This is a genomic window from Sphingomonas albertensis, from assembly GCF_014358075.1.
Lineage (GTDB): Bacteria > Pseudomonadota > Alphaproteobacteria > Sphingomonadales > Sphingomonadaceae > Sphingomonas > Sphingomonas albertensis.
Map to the genome: position 1 here is coordinate 81,623 of NZ_JACONT010000007.1, position 16,113 is coordinate 97,735.

The window sequence follows — 16,113 nt, forward strand, 5'->3', positions numbered from 1 at the left end:
ATGCTTCCGATCCGTCTTAGTTCTGGCTCCCTTTCACGCCTTCTCGGCCATTGGCGAGGAGAGGACACGCGGGAGGCAGCCTACCACTTGCTCGCGCGGGCGCTACGATTGCTGATTGTGGACGGTCGGATCGGACTGGGCGTGCGGCTCCCGGGGGAGCGCGAGCTTGCGCACGCGCTCGGTGTCAGCCGGACAACTTTGACGGCCGCTTATGGGCAGCTGCGAGAGGATGGCTATCTCCTGAGCCGACGAGGATCGGGGAGCGTCACGCAGCTCCCCGGCGGTCGCGATGCCGCCGTGGAGGCGGATGACAACGAAGGGGAAAATCCGTTCATCGACTGGACAGCGGCCGCCGTGCCTGCACCGGCCGGACTCTGGGAAGCTTATGAAGAAGCGTTGCGGCAGCTTCCCGCCTGGCTCTCGGGCATCGGCTATGAGGCCTTGGGTCTCCCCTGCCTACGAGAGGCGATCGCACGCGACTATGAAAGACGCGGCTGTCCAACCCGGCCCGAGCAGATCATCGTGACGAGCGGCGCCCAAAATGGGCTCACGCTCGTCTTGCGTGCGCTGGCGGGACCCGGTGATCGCATCGCAGTCGATCATCCCACCTATCACAACGCCTTGGGCGCAATCTCGCGCAACTATTGCCAGCCGGTGCCGATCAGTCTCCCCGAAACGGGTTGGGATTTCGAAGCCCTGGATGCGGTTTTCCGTCAAGCCGGCCCCCGCTTTGCTTACCTGCTACCGGACTTTCACAACCCCACGGGACGGTTGATGGACGAACCGGGGCGGCGGGAGTTGGTCTCAATCGCAGCGCGGACGCGGACGCCGTTGCTGATCGACGAAACTATGGTGGAAACGGGATTGGGAGCCACTGCGCCCGCACCAGTCGCGGCGCACGATCCCGACGGAGATATGATCATCAGCCTGGGCTCGGCGAGCAAACGTTACTGGGGCGGCCTGCGCATTGGATGGATTCGCGCGAGCGAGCAGCGCATCGCCGAGTTTGGCCGTCTGCGCGCAATCCTGGACATGGCGACGCCCGTGTTGGAGCAACTCGCCGTAACAGTGATGCTGAACAGGGATCGCCGGACGGACGACCAACGCTCTCTCATGCGAGCGCGTTGCGACCGGCTGATCGCACTGCTTGCCGAGGCGTTGCCACATTGGCGCGCGTCTGTACCCGAGGGCGGACTGGCCCTTTGGGCGGAGCTGCCGCGCCCTGACGCATCTGCGCTCGCGGCAATGGCGCAAAGCCTGGGCGTGCGAATTGCTGCAGGACCGCGCTTCGCGGTCGACGGTGGGTTCGAGCGCTTCGTACGCCTGCCTTTCACCCTGACTGAGCCTGATCTGCAGCGCGCGGTACAGCGGCTCGCACAAGCTGACCGGAGCCTGCATCGTCGAGCCGCGCGTGGCTTCGACAGCCCATTGTTGGCCGTGGAGGCGGACCGCATGATCTAACGCGTGCGCGCCGAGATCGCACGGCCCGCTGCGGGACCTTCGGAGAACTTCAGACCTTCCGGAACTCTAGACTTTCGAAAACTGGTTGGCCACGACGGGCGCACCGCTGTTGCGCGCCGCGCTCGCTTCGACGGAGACCTCCGTGTCCCTCCGGTAAGACCCAGGCTCCAGGAGCTGGCATATACGTGACGGGCGGTGGGGGTCCCTCACCGCCCGATGCGAACATAGACCTTCATTGCGCAGTTAGCGGAAGAAATATCGACGCCGGTCTCACTCGCCCAGCGCCGCGAGGCGTTTGAGAGCGATGGGCTCTTGACTGTCCGCCAGCATCCATGACGCGTACTCACCCCAATCCGCAACGGTTCCCGGCGATGCGTTTCGCAGACGACGGGCTTCCGAGCGGATGTGCGTTATGGCCGCGCGAAAGGCCTGCATCTCTTCACGCGACCGCTCGGGGCCGTCCACAAACCCGTGTCCCGGAATATAAAGGTGGGCCTTGAGCTCGAGCGCGCGCTGCAGGCTGGCTTCCCACTCTTTAGGGAACGCAGATCGCATCGGAGGGAACACCCGGTTCATGAAAACCTCGCTCATGAAGACCAGGTTCTGGTCCGGGACGCGCACGACCAGATCCGATGCGGTGTGGGCACGGCCGAGAAACAGGATATCCACCGCCCGATCGCCCAGATCAATAGACTTGACTTCCCCGATCGCACGCGGTCCGGTCTCGACCTTTCGGCCGCCGCTCCTGATCTGTGAGAGGCCATCGGGATGGACTACAAGTACGGTGTTCGCCGGGAGTGCTTCGGTCCCGCCGGTATGATCCTCATGAACCGAACCGACCACCATCCACCGGACAGGCTTTTCGGTCACCGTGGCGACGGCCGCCAGCAGCGCCCGTGTCGCATCCGGCGATTCCTGGCCGTCGGCAATGAGCACGCCGTCAGAGCCCACGACGATCATGGATACTGTCGTGAAACCCGGCGCCCTCAGCGCTTCATAGGCATAGACGCTGCCCCCCAACGGCACGAGCCGGGGGAAGTCGGCAATACTGAGACCCCGCTCTACCGGGAAAGCGGTGCGGACCTGCGCATCTGCGGGAGACGACAAGCTGACAAGCACGGTGGCGAGGGTTAAGGCAAGAAGTCGAAACATCAGGAGAGCTTCCTTTTGCGAAGTTGCATCAGACCGGGCGACGCAGGTTCGGGGCGCGATCGGGAGGTTCGTCAGGCATATGCCCGATGAGTGATCCGGATCTGGACACCGGACTCCTGCGGGCTTTCGAGGCCTTGTACGCCCACCGGAATGTGACGCGGGCCGCCGAACAGCTTGGCATCGGCCAACCCGCCCTCTCCGCCCGGCTGACGCGGCTGCGCACCCTGTTCGGCGATACGTTGTTCACGCCATCGAGCACCGGGCGAGGCGTCGTTCCGACCGCGCGGGCGGATCAACTCGATCCGGGCGTCCGCGACCTGATCACGCGACTGGCTCGCCTCGGCGAGCCAGTGACGTTCGAGCCGACGACGAGCGAGCGCACCTTCCGGCTGGCGCTCTACGAGAATCCCGCGGTCATGCTGATCCCGGATCTGGTCCGCAGGCTTCAGTCGACGGGTCCACACATCCGGATCGCTGTGATCGCTCCGGATCCCGAGCGGATGTCCGAGGGCATGGAAGACGGCTCGATCGACATGTTTGTCGGATCGGGAAGGACGTCCAGCCTGTGGCTCAGCAGGACCCTTTTCGAAGAGCAATTCGTCGTCGCCCAGCGAGCCGGTCATCCGCGCGGCCGGGGGCCGCTTACGCTCGACGAATATTGTGCGCTGGATCACGTCCTCATCTCCGCTGAAGGCGGCGGCTTTTCCGGTCTCGTCGATGACACGCTGGCCATGACGAACCGGCGCCGGCGAGTGACCGTGTCGGTGCAAACCTACGCTTTGGCGCCGCTGATCGTCGCCAACAGCGACTGCCTGTGCACTCTTCCGCGCCGTTTCCTCGCGAAATATGCCGCCGCCATCGAGGTCATGGAGCCGCCGTTTGCGCTCAATGCCATCGGTCTCACCGCCTTCTGGCACCCCCGGCATCAGGAAGACGAGGGCCATGCCTGGTTGCGGGGGCAGATGTTCGCCGCCGCCCAGGAGCAGGGGCGAAGCTGATGCCCGCCCCACTCCGCCCTCAGTCCCGGTCGACATATTCGGCCGGAACCCAGGCGTAGCCGTCCTTATCCCGTCGGACGTGCCCGATACCGGGAAACGGCAGATGGGGCGCGGCAACGAGTGTGCGCTCTCGCGCGAACAGGTCGAACGCAGTCCGACGTACGGCACTCGCCTGGTCCGGGACGACGTCGTAGACGATGGTCACGCCAGGGCGCGGAAACTGGACTGAGCTTACGTGCAGGGTGTCACCGATGAAGACCATGGCGTCCTTGCCGCTGCGCACAGTGAAGAACGCGGCCCCGGGCGTATGACCGGGATGTATAGCCGCAGTGATGCCCGGCAGGATTTCCTCGCCGTTTTCGAATGTCTTCAGCCGCCCTTGTGCCAGATACGGCCGAAGCGCTGTTTCTGCTTCGCTGAAATAGTGGTCCGCATAGCCCCGCCGTTCCGTGCCTTGCGCCCCGAGAAAGAAGTTGACGTCCGGCTTGCCGACGTGGATCACGGCGTTCGGGAAAACTGGATTCCCCTTGACCACGAGCCCGCCGGAATGGTCAGAATGTACATGGGTGATCAGGACGTGGCGGATCTGCGATGGGTCGACGCCGGCGACCGCCAGGCTGTGGACGAGCCGACCGCCATAGCCCGGACCGAACACTTCGCCTGCCCCGGCGTCGATCAGCACTAGACCCTCATGGGTTTCGAGCAGAAACGCGTTGATGGACGCTTCGACAGGGTTTTTTAGAAATGCTCTACCAAGCAGCTTGTCGACTTCCTGCGGTGTGATCCCCAGCAGCAACTTGTGGAGGTCCTGCGGGACGGTTCCGTCGGACAAAGCCGTAACGCGCAGGTCTCCGAACCTGAATCGCTGAATGTCACCCGCCTGAGGTGCAGTAGACAGCGGGCGATTGGCCGTTTGAGCGATAGCGGGTGTGGATGTGATCGATAGGAGAAAGACGGCAGCGAAGACAGTAGCGGTTCGGGTCATCTAAAAAACTCTTCGATAATTGAAGAACCACAACTGGGAACATCAACTCGGAGTTTGAAATCGAAACCGACAATCGCCGCCATCAGCCCGGTTGATCACAACCGCAGGACTATGATGCTGATCGACTCACGGTGCCCTCGAGCCAATGGCATCCAGTCCTCCATCCCGCTTCAAACTCTCCAACGAACGGGTTGGATACGACAAGTGCCGGTGTAGCCGCACACGCGTCGAGATCATGTTAGATCGTCTGAATGATGCGCGCCGCGTCGCCACTCGCTACTGTCGGTGCCAACCATCTTCTTGCCATCCCCTGGCTGCCACCGTCATCTTTCGGCTATGACCGATGAGTCTTGGTCCTGGGCCGAAGCCGGCGTTCGGCTAGACGGTCTGCAGCGGCTCCGGTCGGCAAACCTTCGGCATGCGCCAAGTTCAGTACCTTCGTCGTCGTCTGCCGGACCCCTCTCGACGCGCTTCAGCGCGTTTGAGCGGTCGAACCGTTTGCCACGCTCGCCCACGGAAAGGACGCCGCCAGCATTCACCACGTAATCCGGGCAGTATGTAATGCCACGCTCCTGAAGACGGGCGTCCTGCCTCGGGTCGCTGAGCTGATTGTTGGCAGCGCCAGCGATGACGCTTGCTCTGATTACCGGGATGGTCCGAGGATTGAGGACAGCGTCCAAGGCGCACGGTGAATAAACATCGCCTCCGCGACCATATGCCGACCCAGCGCCGACTGTTGCGGCCTTCTGCAGCATTCGCGCGACACGCGCCGGACAGCCGGCCAGGCCGACCTGCGTGGTCATTGCGCGCCGTTTCTTCTTAACACTAGGAAGTGAGCTCGCCACTCGATGTGATCAACGGTGTTGCGCATCCAGCCGTCAGGCAGCGCATCGGTCGAACAGCAAGGCCGCGCCGTTGCGCCTGCCACGCATTGTACGATGCATCATGTCATCCTAAAGTTCCGACAGCGAGGACCCTTCGCGCGGAGTGACGAACCGAGCGGGAATGAATCGGAAAGGGGAATTCGTTGATGTCGAGGGTCCCAGCTTACGCGGTGCGATCGATCTGCGCCTTGCGAACAGGTGTGTCCGACCTGATGGACATGATCTATATTGGGATGGTGGGCATGGGCGCAGACTCCTTACCCCGTTACGACACCGGCGCGGCGCTGCGGCTTCACTGTAAAATACCGGCAAGTACAGGTCTGACGCGGCGCAACGCGGATCGGCGGGCGCATGGTGTCGGCGTGCGACTGCGGATGCCGAATGTCGAATAGTGGACTTCTTGGAATTCTCGCTGAAACGCGCGAGGCCTTGCTGCGCTTTCTTCAGTTACGCGGCGCGTCTTTGGCCGACGCCGAAGACATCCTTCAGGAGGTGCACTTGAAACTGCTGGCCCAAAGTCTAGGGCCGGTCACGGAGCCGCGCGCCTATCTGTATAAAATGGCCAGTAACGGTTTTTCGCTGTCTCGTCGCACCGCCGACCGTCGCGCGCGCCGCGAAGACGATTGGGCGGGGGTCCATGGGGGCAATGACGCGGAAGTGAACAATCGGCCCACGATCGAGACCGCCCTCATTGCCCGTGAGCAGCTTGCTATCTTGCAGCGGGTTCTGGATGGGCTACCGGAACGCACGCGGATGATTTTCAAGCGCTTTCGGATCGATGGCGAGACGCAACGCGGGATAGCTGAGGATCTCGGGATCAGCGTGAGCGCGGTGGAGAAGCATCTCGCGCGAGCCTATGCGGAAATCGCGACCGCAAAGCTGCGCCTTGATGCGGATAGTATCGTTCCCCGGCATCTCAACGTCCAAAGAGGGCGTCATGGCAACTGAGGCACAGGACATCATTCAGGCGCGCGCCATCGAATGGCACATTCGTCTTCGTAACGGAGGTGACGATGCCTGGGAGGACTTCGCCGCTTGGCTGGCCGAAGATCCGCAACACGCGGAGGCCTATGATGCGATCGAGCGTGTAGATCATGCCATCGAACCGCTGCTGCCCGACCTGGTTTTCCGTGAAGCTGCGAATGACAGTGACGAACTCGCCACACCGCTATCGCGTCCGACGCGCCGCTGGTTTCTGAGCGGAGGAGCGCTAGCGGCGGCGATTGTCGCGGCGTTCGCGCTCGGGCCGTCGCTGATATCGAGCCGTTACAACGTGGTAACCGGGCCGGGCGAGCGCCGGACCGTCGCGCTTGATCCCGGTACGCAGGTCGTGATGAATGGATCGACGCGCATGACTTTCGATAGCAAGGACGCGCGCTTTGCCGAGTTGGCGCAGGGCGAGGCGTTGTTCCGAATTCGCCATGACAGCGTACATCCGTTCGTGCTCAAGCTCGGCGAAAACCGTGTCGAAGACGCAGGAACAGTGTTCAATGTCGTGCGGAGCCCAAGCGAAGTGCGGGTCGCCGTGGCGGAAGGCAAGGTGATCTACAATCCCGATCGCGACCGGATCGTACTCGATCCCGGGCAGGTGCTGGCGGACCGAGATGGCTCCACTCGCATTCGCGTCACGCGCGTGCCCGTTCAGGGAGTCGGATCTTGGGAGAAGGGAGGGCTCAGCTACACGGGAGACCCCATGTCGCAGGTTGCGGGCGATCTGTCGCGGGCGCTCGGCGTGCGCATCATCGTGGCGCCGTCTGTTACGGACCGCCCCTTCTCGGGATCGATTGTTCTCAATGGGAAAGGACCCGAACAGGTTAGGCGCCTCGAACGTGCCCTGAACGTGCGACTGGAACAAGGGCCCGAGGGCTGGACAATGAAGCCTGCGGACGGTGCGGGGCGTTAGATGGGCGACGGCGCTGATCGCCGTTGCGGGCAGCCTTGTGAGCGCCGACGAAGCCGGCGCAGAGACTTTCGATGTACCCGCAGGACGGCTGGGTGAAGTCGCGGCGGCATTAGGAAGCCAAGCTGGAATTACCATAACAGTCACGGATCCCGGCATTGCCGTCCGGCGGTCGCCCGGTGTGCGCGGCCGGCATTCGGTGCGCGCGGCATTGGCCCGAGCTTTGCGTGGTACCGGCACGGAGGGCCTGTTTTATGACGCGGTGACCGTGAGGATTGTCAGCAAACGCGTCGTGCCGCCCCGGCCGAGCAAGCCCAGGCCGGGGCCGGTCGGGAAACCGCCGGAGGTTCAGCAGGGCCCGGTGGAAATCGTCGTCACCGCGAGCAAACAGGACAATACTCTCAATACCTATCCCGGCACCGCCATGGTCATCGAGTTCCGGCCGGACTGGCTTGCGAGGAACGGCGCGGAGGGAACCGGAGCCATCGCGAAAATCCTTCCAGCGCTCGCTTCGACGAATCTCGGACCGGGGCGAGACAAGTTGTTTGTCCGGGGTATAGCCGACAGTAGTTTCAATGGCCCCACCCAAGCGACGGTGAGCCAATATCTCGGCAATGTGCGGCTGAACTACAACGCGCCCGATCCGGATCTCAATCTCTATGACATGAAGCGGGTCGAGGTGCTGGCGGGCCCCCAGGGAACGCTCTACGGCGGGGGCTCGCTCGGCGGCGTCATCCGTCTGGTGCCGAGCATTCCCGATGGCGCCAATGCCAGCGCTACGGCAGCCGCAGGCCTTAGCACAACAGGGTCCGGCGGCATCGGCGCGGACGCCGCCGCGATGATCAATCTTCCGATCAGCGGCGATCGTATTGCCGTTCGTGCCGTCGTCCACGCCGCTCGCGAGGCAGGCTACATCGACGATCCATCGCGCGATCTCAAGAACATCAACAGCACCCGAAAATATGGGGCGCGTTTGGTCTGGCGATTTTCCGATATCGCCGGGTGGACCGTCGATCTGGGTGGTGTGTTCCAGAACATCGTGAGCCGTGACGGGCAGTATGTGCTGCATGGAGACCCGCCGCTCACGCGCGCTAACGTCCTGTCCCAGCCTTTCCGCAACGACTATCGCTTGGTCTATCTCGATGTCCGCCGGGCAATCGGAAGCGCCGAACTGGTCTCGACGACCTCTGTGGTCCGGCACGATCTGTCATCGGTCTTCGATGCGACCGGGCATGCCGGCTCCCTGTCGCCCGCGAAATTCGAGGAGAGGAGCGATATTACCCTTATAGCGCATGAGACCCGCATCGCGGGAGGCGCGCGCGATAGATCATGGGTCGCAGGGCTTGGCGCCCTCCATGATGTCAGTCGGATTACGCGCACGCTAGGGACGCCCGATGCGCCCGCGCCGCTCGCGGGTGTCCGCAACCTTCAGGCCGAGTTTTCCCTGTTCGGCCAAGCCTCGCAGCCGGTTGGTCGGAGGCTGGTGGCGACTGTTGGCGGACGGCTCACCATCGCGGGCAGTGCCGGGCAAGCGCTTGGCGGAAAAGGTCAGTTTCCGGAGGAAGTGTTCCGCAACAAGGTCCGCTTCTCACCCACGATCGCACTCGACTGGCGCCCGGCGGGGCGGCTGACGGGTTTTCTGCGTTATCAGCAGGGATATCGAGCAGGGGGGCTGGCCGCTTCGTCTGGCTCGACGAATGAAAGCCGCCGGTTCGAGGCTGACGACCTCACGCAGATTGAATTGGGCGTGCGCTGGGGCAAGGTCTACGATCCATTGTCGGTGCGCGCGGCGCTGTTTCTTGCCGAATGGAACCATATACAGGCCGACCTGATCGGCGGCTCGGGCCTGCCGTACACGGCCAATATTGGCAACGGCCGGATCTATGGGTTGGATGGGGAAATCAGGTGGCGGCTTTCACCGGACGTAACGGTAACGGCGGCCGCATTTCTTAACGACAGCAGGCTGCGCACTGAACCTGTGATGGCCGGCGAAGAGCATAATGCCTTGCCCAACATCGCGCGCGATGGCGTGCGCGTCGGGTTTGAAGCGCGAACGGACATCGCTCCCGGGATCAATCTGACAGGCGACGCATCCATGCGTTATGTCGGCAAGTCCCAACTCGGCCCGGGCCCGCTTCTCGGCGTTTCGCAGGGGGAGTATCTGGTCGCGGAAATGGGCGGCCGCCTCGCGTTCGGCAACATCGGCATTTCGCTCGACATATCGAATCTTGGCGACGTGCGAGCCAACACTTTCGCCTACGGCAATCCCTACGGCCTGGGCCAGCGTGATCAGGTAACGCCGCTCCGGCCCCGAACCATCAGGCTGGGGATTGATACTCGCTTCTGAGTAAGCCGTCGTGAAAAATGCGATGAGCGTCGTGGATCGGGCGCTCCGCGTGACCGCGGAGGCTCGCTTTGGTTCGCAGGGCCGGCGTCACGCAATTCTTTGGTGGTTGGAGAGTTTGCTCCGCATTTTTTTGATGAGGTTGTGTTCGATCGTCGGTGTCTCAGGGCTGAAAGGAGAAAGCCCTGATGTCCGATCAAGCGCTCACGAACATCGAACTGGTAGTGATCGGACTCGCCCGCGCCGACCCAGTTTCCAGCTGTGTGCCGCGTCGCAGTCTCGTCCGGCGGATCTTCGGGGGGCACGTCCACCAGCCGCTCGCAGCGCCGCGGCTCGAGGCACTGCGACGTTACGCGATACTTCGTCGCGTGCATGGTGCCGCCTTGGCCGAGGCGGAGCACGTAAAGTTGCGTCTGGCTGGCTTCGACGATCCGCAGATAAGTGAAATCAACCGCCTGGTTAGCGAACAGGATCCCGCGGAGGCTGCTTCGCACAAGTGCACGCCTGTCCCGTACGAGCATTCCGAGGTGCGTAACCGCGCCCCCGATCCAGCGATTGCCTCCAAGGCACCCATAGCCGGGCGCATCACCCGCGCACCGGTCGATATCCTCGACCCCCAAGAAGCGAGCAAAGTAATGCGATATTCTTCTATTAAATATGCTTCTCCACTTGCGCCAATCGCGCTTCTAGTCGCTGTCTCCTCGCCCACCGTTGTACAAGCGCAGGACAGTTACGGCTCCAACGTTGCCAGGGAAGCGACTTCCGACAACCATATCACCATCGGGATCGGCGGCGCGGCGCTTCCGGAATTCCAAGGCTCGAAAGATTATTTCATCCAACCGCTTCCTGTGGTGGACATTAAACAGGGACATTTCTTCCTGCGCCTTGGCGACGGCATCGGCGTCAATGTGGTCGACACTCCCGAATTTCAGGCCGGTTTCAGCATTACCCCGGTGCGCGGCTATGACGCCGACAAGGTCCCCAAGGGCGTTGGCAAGCTTGGCACCAGTATCGGTGGGCGCGGATTCGTTTCAGGGACTGTTGGCGGTTTCGTGGGGACGCTGGCTGTCACCGCCCCATTCACCGGCGACGCTAAAGGCATGTTCGTGGACGGAGAAATCAGCTACCCGGTGCGTGTCACCGATCGGCTTCTCGTTGTTCCCGGCGTTCGTGCCACATGGGCGGACAAGAAATATCTGACCAGTTATTTCGGGGTGAACGCCCAACAGGCAGCGGCTTCTGGTCTTCCCCAGTACAAGCCCTCGAGCGGTCTTCAGGACGTGGGCGCCACGCTGGCGGTCAAATATCGTCTGACGGATCATATTAGCTTTGTCGGTTCCGCGCTGATGACGCGCAACCTTGACCGCGTCATGGACAGCCCGTTCACCGAACGCCGCTGGCAGCCGGTCGGAATTCTAGGCGTGGCGTACACTTTCTGACAGGAGGGAAAGAAGGGGTGCCTTCTGACCCCGTGAAAACCGTCGTGCGTCGTAGCCGCGCAGCACTTGCGCGGCGATCGCCGCATCGCCGGCTTCTGTTCGCGTGCCCGAAGGCACTCCCATTATGGTGGGTGACGCTATGGTTGATTGGCTTGGTCATTCTCATCAGAGTCGGTGTCTTCGCGGCAAAGGAAACGGGTTCCGTGCTCATCGGCTTGATGAGCAGCTGCATGACTTTCCTTGTGGCGGCTTCCATCTGGTCATCGCTCACCTCGCGACGCTGATAGCCCGGGGAGTTACGATACCCCCTCTGACCTCGACAACGCTCAGGCTGCTGGTGGTACTAGTGATGTTCACGCTCCACCGACAATCGGGAAATTAAGGAATAGCCGGTGGTTCGCCCTGATCGGCGCGTGAAACCAATGGCAGAAATATCTGGTCGAGCACGATGAAGATGAAATCGTCTGAAATACCGTCATTCGTCATGATTGCTTGATGGCGAAGGAGATCCTGAGGCAGCGACGCGATATGCGGCGTGAGTTTGCAGGAATCTATCTCACCGCGACCAATGCCTCGTTGTATAATTGCGTTCATTGGGCCGTCATCAACGATCCGTGATCGGAGAACGGCGATATTCCGCCCTTCTCGCGCCAGATCTTCGCTCATTGCGAGTATGATCTGAACAACCATTGGTGTGCTCCGGTCCGCAAGCTGGCGCAATAACAGTGCAAGCTCGTCTCTTAGGTTGGCGAGATCCGGCACGTCGACAGGGTGTAAGGCAAAATGACGGATTAGTGCTGCGGCAACGAGATCTGCCCGACTCTTCCACCGTCGGTGCAAAACCGGACGACTTGTACCGGAGCGCCTCGCTACCGCTTCGAGGGTGAGGCTCGAGTAGCCGCTTTCCGTCAACTCTGCCCACGTGGAGGCCAAGATAGCTTCCTCAAGCGACTTGCCGCGCCGACGTGAATCGTCCCGGCTTGCACTTTGCAGTTTGTCCCCTGACATGCCGCTCGTCATTAAATACCTCGTGGCAACTAGACACGTTCACGCTCACCCGCGCGGGCGGAGGCATGCCTAGGCCATTCCCCACCGAGGGGGAAATATGGAGACGGTACTGAGGAGAGAACTTAGCGGCGCGGCGTTGTTTGACTTGAAGGGGTTTGGCCAGGCCTGTGATTCCCCGTTCAATCGTGTGATCAATTCGTTGACAGGTACGTCGGTAGCGTCACGACCACACAAGCCCGACAGTTCCCGCGGGGTGGTGCGAGTAAATAGTATCGATGCTGACCGCGACGTTCTCAGCAACAGTGATGAGAAAATCCCGAGTACCGTCTAAGAAGGGTCGCGGAAAAGCAGCTTCATGATCAAGAACTGACTTATTGCGATCCCAATCGTCACGTGAAAGTGCGTCTGGTGAGAGGCGCCGTCCAACTGAAAACGTTCACGCGCTCGTCGATGAGGGCCGGTCAACGAACACCAAGCCGACTTTCTTGAGATAGGTTTCTAGCGCGCCGCCTTCGTCGGAGCCGAAGATCGCGCCCACATAACCATCAGGCCGCACCAGCACCCACTCGCCAGGTGCAAGGCCATAGGCGTCGCGTAGATGGCCGCCATCGTCTGAAAGCTCGTGTCGGGCCCCGACGTGATGGATGTGGAGGTCGCTTCTGGGTGCTGCGATTTCGTGGGTCGTTTCATAGCCAATCAGACTCCAGTGAGCGCCGGTGAACAGATCGAAAAGGCGTCGAGGACAACCGGCTGCTCCGCGCAGCGGCGCGTCCGGCGCCCGGTCGCCAGGGAGAAGGATGGCAGACCGGGAGGACGGCTCGAAGGTGAGCGCCGATTCCGGATAGCCAATGTCGAGTTGATGGACTTCGCGTCCGCGGCGCATGGAGCCGCGCTTCTGCGCTTCGAGCAGCCGGGTTGAGAGCCCCAGCATTTCTTCTGCCACCGGCCGCCGCTCTTCTTCATAGGTATCGAGCAGCTTATCAGGCGCGCCGCCCAGCACCGCCGCCAGCTTCCAGCCAAGATTGTAAGCATCCTGAACACTCGTATTGAGACCCTGCCCGCCCGTTGGCGGGTGGACATGAGCTGCATCGCCGATCAGGAATATGCGGTCGACGCGGTAGCGATCCGCCAGACGAGCGCTCATCGTGTAGGCTGAGGCCCACGACACCGACTGAACATGAATATCGTCGCGTCCGGATCGCTCCACCACCATGGCGTTGAGCGCATCGATGGAGAGGTCGACGTCGCCTTCCGGCGGGATCGCAGCCTGGATTTGGAACAGATCGGTCCCGGCTAGCGGGCATAGCGACATCAACCGCCGCATGTCGCCGGAATTATACTGGTGCCACGCATCGCGGTTCAACCCCACCAGATCGACATCGGCCACCATCGCACGCGCGCCCAGTGTCTTGCCGAGGAAATCAATGCCGAGCGCGTTGCGGATGGAACTGCGCCCACCGTCGGCCGCGATCAGGTACTGAACACGGACTAGTTCTTCACCTTGAAGACCGAGAATTCGCGCCACGACGCCATCCCTTTCCTGCTCAAAGCCAAGCAGCTCGAACCCGAACTCAACGCGGCCGCCGAGCTCGGCGAGGCGCTCGCGCAGCAGTCGCTCTGTCAGAAACTGCGGAAGCATGAGGGGAATGTGGTAGGGTTCGGAAGGCGTGGGCGGCTCGACTTCGAAGGGCTCATCCGTATGGGTGCCATCATCGTGATACTTGCGAGGCGGCGGATAGGTGCCGCCCATGGCAACGAGCCGGTCGAGCACCCCGAGATCCTCGAATACTTCCTGTGATCGCGGCTGGATGCCTTTGCCGCGCGAGCCGGCGAACGGACGCTCCAGCTTCTCGATCAGCCGGAACGGCACGCCCCGTCTCGCGAGGTCAACCGCGAGGGTCAGGCCGGCTGCGCCGGCCCCGCAAATCAGGACCGCAGGCTGGCTTCGCTCTTCCATTCGAACCTCCAATATGTATAATACACATATCAAGGAGGGTCTGATGGATGTCAACAAAGAAAGTGCATAACGCACATATTAGGGCGTTGCTTCCCTCGCTACATGCGTCGCTGCTCGAAATTGTAACCGTGCTGAACAGGCCGGAAAGGGACGACGAATTACTGGCGTTGGCGGGCCTGACGCTTGAGCGTGCGCTCTTCCCTCTGCTCGTCTTCGTCGAGCGAAAGGGGCCAATCGGGGTGGTCGATCTGGCCGGCAGGATTGGCCGCGATTACACCACCGTCAGTCGCCAGGTTGCGCGACTGGAAGAACTCGGCCTCGTCGAGCGTCGTGCCGGGTCGGCGGACAAGCGCGTGCGCGAGGCGATCATCACACCGAAAGGAAAGTCGGCGACCGACGCTCTCGATGCCGCCCGCGAGATTATGGCGCTAGGCTTGTTCCACGAGTGGTCTCGCGAGGATCTCGACGAGTTGGTGCGGCTCATGGAGAAACTTGCCGAGGGCATGGCCAAAGAACCGGCACGGTCTAACCTGTCCGCCAACTGATCTTCGATGTAGGATCGCTTGTTCCTAACGCGGATCGAGGGGCGCAAGTTCGTGACTGCCCTCGCGCTCCTCGACCCGAGCGTATAGATGGAGCGACGCTGGCCGCTAATTTTCGAGGCTGCGTGACAACCAATCGATCTGAACCTTCGAAAATCCGCGTGCTAATGCCGCGGTGACCTCCGCTTCTGGATAGCGATCCCGTCGGCGCAACGCGATCACGAGAAGCCGAAGGGCTTCCAATCGCGGATCGGCCAGCGAGTTAGGCGCGGTAATGCCGAATAGCCATGCGATCGCTCTAATCTTCGGCCCCATCTTCCTGGTCAAAGGGTCGCATCTGGCGACGCCAATTACGGCGAGCTCAAGATCTTCAAACAATGGGGATGTGGGGTGTGTCACACCGACCTCCCGAGTCCGGGGCCTGTGATCGAATGGCAATCCATTCTGCTGAACCATGAAGGTGCCGCACGTCGGGCGCTTCCCGGGGGCAGAGTGCAGCGCCCGACGTGCGACATGGGCCGGCTCTAAAGGCCGAACTTGTAAGTCAGTCCGAGACCGACGGTTGCCTGGTTTCTCGATCCGCGATCTTTGACGAGGGGGGCCCGAGCGGCGTCTCCGGTGAGTCGGTCAAAGCCCATCAGGAATGCGCCCGAAATTCGTTCCGTGAGAGGGACGTGGGCGCTCAGGCCGAAACCGGCAGATAACAGGCCGCCGTTGGCGTCATATTGACGCAAACCGGAGCGGCTGGACTGGATCGCCGTCACACCAAAATATGTCTGATTATACTTGTCGTCGACGGCGGTCACCCGAGGCCCCATCGCAATCCTGATGGGCTGCGCGTTTGAGGCCGAGGACAGGGGAATGGCTGCTACATAGTGGAGGCCCAAGGTCGCGATTAAACCCTGCCCGCCGCTCAGCGCCTGACGGACGTCGAGCTTGGCCGCGAAGTTGCCGCTCTGATAGCCGACATATCCGCCCGCTTCGGCCGTCGCCTCGATCTTGCCCAGTCCCCTTAGCGCGTCCGTGCCGTCGCCGGCGATCTTGAAAATGCTGTTGCCGTTCTCACGGCGGCCTTGGCGAAAGCCGATAGTTGGGCCGACACGCCATCCGCCGCTCCGGATGACGTCATATCCAAGACCATCCTGCATGGAGAAAAAGGCGCGGTCATAGCGGACCTGAATGTTGGGGCCCGCGATGAGCTGGTAGTCCTTCGACCCAAGGAACGCGGGCGTATAGGCCGAGAACAAGCCGATCTCCACCTCTCTGTCGTTCCTGGGCTCGTCGATAAGCCGATCGACGAGCTGTGTCGGATCGGGTTCTGGAGTGGCGATTTGCGCGTGCGCCCCAAACGGTGCCGCGAGAGCCGGGAGCATGAGGTACGCCAGGATGCGAGGAGAACGACGAAGCGAGTAAGACATAGTGGTATTCCTTCCAGCTAGGCAG

The 16,113-nt window shown here is 61.9% G+C and carries 15 protein-coding genes; 8 read left to right on the plus strand and 7 right to left on the minus strand.

Features of this window, described 5'->3' with window-relative positions; translation table 11 throughout:
- Complete coding sequence (yczR, locus tag H8S47_RS05250; protein ID WP_187502862.1) at positions 1-1,461, plus strand: MocR-like transcription factor YczR; 1,461 nt, start codon at positions 1-3, stop codon at positions 1,459-1,461.
- A gap of 270 nt (positions 1,462-1,731) precedes the next feature.
- On the opposite strand, the gene H8S47_RS05255 is transcribed toward yczR, so the two are convergent.
- The gene (locus H8S47_RS05255; protein ID WP_187502863.1) at positions 1,732-2,613 is read right to left on the minus strand and encodes an MBL fold metallo-hydrolase; all 882 of its coding nucleotides are present in this window, start codon (positions 2,611-2,613) and stop codon (positions 1,732-1,734) included.
- An 86-nt stretch (positions 2,614-2,699) separates the two neighbouring features.
- Here H8S47_RS05255 and H8S47_RS05260 point away from each other — a divergent pair, with 86 nt between their 5' ends.
- Positions 2,700-3,611 carry a LysR family transcriptional regulator gene (locus H8S47_RS05260; protein ID WP_187502864.1) on the plus strand — a complete coding sequence of 304 codons (912 nt, stop codon included), beginning with the start codon at positions 2,700-2,702 and terminating at the stop codon, positions 3,609-3,611.
- Between the two features lie 19 nt (positions 3,612-3,630).
- Here the strand turns inward: H8S47_RS05260 and H8S47_RS05265 are convergent, their stop codons facing one another.
- Both H8S47_RS05265 and H8S47_RS05270 read right to left on the minus strand, forming a co-directional pair.
- Positions 3,631-4,596, minus strand: a complete 966-nt coding sequence (locus tag H8S47_RS05265) for an MBL fold metallo-hydrolase (RefSeq protein ID WP_187502865.1) — start codon at positions 4,594-4,596, stop codon at positions 3,631-3,633.
- A 323-nt stretch (positions 4,597-4,919) separates the two neighbouring features.
- Positions 4,920-5,399 (minus strand): Rossmann-fold NAD(P)-binding domain-containing protein, encoded by a 480-nt coding sequence (locus tag H8S47_RS05270; protein ID WP_214654944.1) that lies wholly within the window; start codon positions 5,397-5,399, stop codon positions 4,920-4,922.
- A gap of 293 nt (positions 5,400-5,692) precedes the next feature.
- On the opposite strand from H8S47_RS05270, the gene H8S47_RS05275 reads away from it, so the two are divergent.
- The 5 genes from H8S47_RS05275 (at position 5,693) to H8S47_RS05295 (ending at position 11,163) form a co-directional block, all read left to right on the plus strand.
- Positions 5,693-5,872 (plus strand): hypothetical protein, encoded by a 180-nt coding sequence (locus tag H8S47_RS05275; protein WP_187502867.1) that lies wholly within the window; start codon positions 5,693-5,695, stop codon positions 5,870-5,872.
- Complete coding sequence (locus tag H8S47_RS05280) at positions 5,862-6,428, plus strand: RNA polymerase sigma factor (protein WP_187502868.1); 567 nt, start codon at positions 5,862-5,864, stop codon at positions 6,426-6,428. The genes H8S47_RS05275 and H8S47_RS05280 overlap by 11 nt, the downstream gene beginning before the upstream one ends.
- Positions 6,418-7,383: a FecR family protein gene (locus H8S47_RS05285; RefSeq protein ID WP_187502869.1), complete on the plus strand. Its 966-nt coding sequence runs from the start codon at positions 6,418-6,420 to the stop codon at positions 7,381-7,383. The genes H8S47_RS05280 and H8S47_RS05285 overlap by 11 nt, the downstream gene beginning before the upstream one ends.
- 37 nt (positions 7,384-7,420) lie before the next feature.
- Positions 7,421-9,727 (plus strand): TonB-dependent receptor, encoded by a 2,307-nt coding sequence (locus H8S47_RS05290; RefSeq protein ID WP_187502870.1) that lies wholly within the window; start codon positions 7,421-7,423, stop codon positions 9,725-9,727.
- Positions 9,728-9,912: 185 nt separating this feature from the next.
- Positions 9,913-11,163: a MipA/OmpV family protein gene (locus H8S47_RS05295; protein ID WP_187502871.1), complete on the plus strand. Its 1,251-nt coding sequence runs from the start codon at positions 9,913-9,915 to the stop codon at positions 11,161-11,163.
- A 378-nt stretch (positions 11,164-11,541) separates the two neighbouring features.
- On the opposite strand, the gene H8S47_RS05300 is transcribed toward H8S47_RS05295, so the two are convergent.
- Both H8S47_RS05300 and H8S47_RS05305 read right to left on the minus strand, forming a co-directional pair.
- Positions 11,542-12,183 (minus strand): TetR/AcrR family transcriptional regulator, encoded by a 642-nt coding sequence (locus tag H8S47_RS05300; RefSeq protein WP_214654945.1) that lies wholly within the window; start codon positions 12,181-12,183, stop codon positions 11,542-11,544.
- Between the two features lie 424 nt (positions 12,184-12,607).
- Positions 12,608-14,128: an FAD-dependent oxidoreductase gene (locus H8S47_RS05305; RefSeq protein ID WP_187502872.1), complete on the minus strand. Its 1,521-nt coding sequence runs from the start codon at positions 14,126-14,128 to the stop codon at positions 12,608-12,610.
- A gap of 47 nt (positions 14,129-14,175) precedes the next feature.
- On the opposite strand from H8S47_RS05305, the gene H8S47_RS05310 reads away from it, so the two are divergent.
- Complete coding sequence (locus tag H8S47_RS05310; RefSeq protein ID WP_187502873.1) at positions 14,176-14,673, plus strand: MarR family winged helix-turn-helix transcriptional regulator; 498 nt, start codon at positions 14,176-14,178, stop codon at positions 14,671-14,673.
- Between the two features lie 105 nt (positions 14,674-14,778).
- Here H8S47_RS05310 and H8S47_RS05315 read toward each other — a convergent pair whose 3' ends face one another.
- Positions 14,779-14,985 carry a hypothetical protein gene (locus tag H8S47_RS05315; RefSeq protein ID WP_187502874.1) on the minus strand — a complete coding sequence of 69 codons (207 nt, stop codon included), beginning with the start codon at positions 14,983-14,985 and terminating at the stop codon, positions 14,779-14,781.
- A gap of 209 nt (positions 14,986-15,194) precedes the next feature.
- The gene (locus H8S47_RS05320) at positions 15,195-16,088 is read right to left on the minus strand and encodes a MipA/OmpV family protein (protein ID WP_187502875.1); all 894 of its coding nucleotides are present in this window, start codon (positions 16,086-16,088) and stop codon (positions 15,195-15,197) included.
- Between the last annotated feature and the right edge of the window lie 25 nt (positions 16,089-16,113).

Bases quoted from the DNA above. Each gene is read 5' to 3' on its own strand.
- yczR (WP_187502862.1), top strand. From the start codon at position 1: ATGCTTCCGATCCGTCTTAGTTCTGGCTCCCTTTCACGCCTTCTCGGC.
- H8S47_RS05255 (WP_187502863.1), bottom strand. From the start codon at position 2,613: ATGTTTCGACTTCTTGCCTTAACCCTCGCCACCGTGCTTGTCAGCTTG.
- H8S47_RS05260 (WP_187502864.1), top strand. From the start codon at position 2,700: ATGAGTGATCCGGATCTGGACACCGGACTCCTGCGGGCTTTCGAGGCC.
- H8S47_RS05265 (WP_187502865.1), bottom strand. From the start codon at position 4,596: ATGACCCGAACCGCTACTGTCTTCGCTGCCGTCTTTCTCCTATCGATC.
- H8S47_RS05270 (WP_214654944.1), bottom strand. From the start codon at position 5,399: ATGACCACGCAGGTCGGCCTGGCCGGCTGTCCGGCGCGTGTCGCGCGA.
- H8S47_RS05275 (WP_187502867.1), top strand. From the start codon at position 5,693: ATGGACATGATCTATATTGGGATGGTGGGCATGGGCGCAGACTCCTTA.
- H8S47_RS05280 (WP_187502868.1), top strand. From the start codon at position 5,862: ATGTCGAATAGTGGACTTCTTGGAATTCTCGCTGAAACGCGCGAGGCC.
- H8S47_RS05285 (WP_187502869.1), top strand. From the start codon at position 6,418: ATGGCAACTGAGGCACAGGACATCATTCAGGCGCGCGCCATCGAATGG.
- H8S47_RS05295 (WP_187502871.1), top strand. From the start codon at position 9,913: ATGTCCGATCAAGCGCTCACGAACATCGAACTGGTAGTGATCGGACTC.
- H8S47_RS05300 (WP_214654945.1), bottom strand. From the start codon at position 12,183: ATGACGAGCGGCATGTCAGGGGACAAACTGCAAAGTGCAAGCCGGGAC.
- H8S47_RS05305 (WP_187502872.1), bottom strand. From the start codon at position 14,128: ATGGAAGAGCGAAGCCAGCCTGCGGTCCTGATTTGCGGGGCCGGCGCA.
- H8S47_RS05310 (WP_187502873.1), top strand. From the start codon at position 14,176: ATGTCAACAAAGAAAGTGCATAACGCACATATTAGGGCGTTGCTTCCC.
- H8S47_RS05315 (WP_187502874.1), bottom strand. From the start codon at position 14,985: ATGGGGCCGAAGATTAGAGCGATCGCATGGCTATTCGGCATTACCGCG.
- H8S47_RS05320 (WP_187502875.1), bottom strand. From the start codon at position 16,088: ATGTCTTACTCGCTTCGTCGTTCTCCTCGCATCCTGGCGTACCTCATG.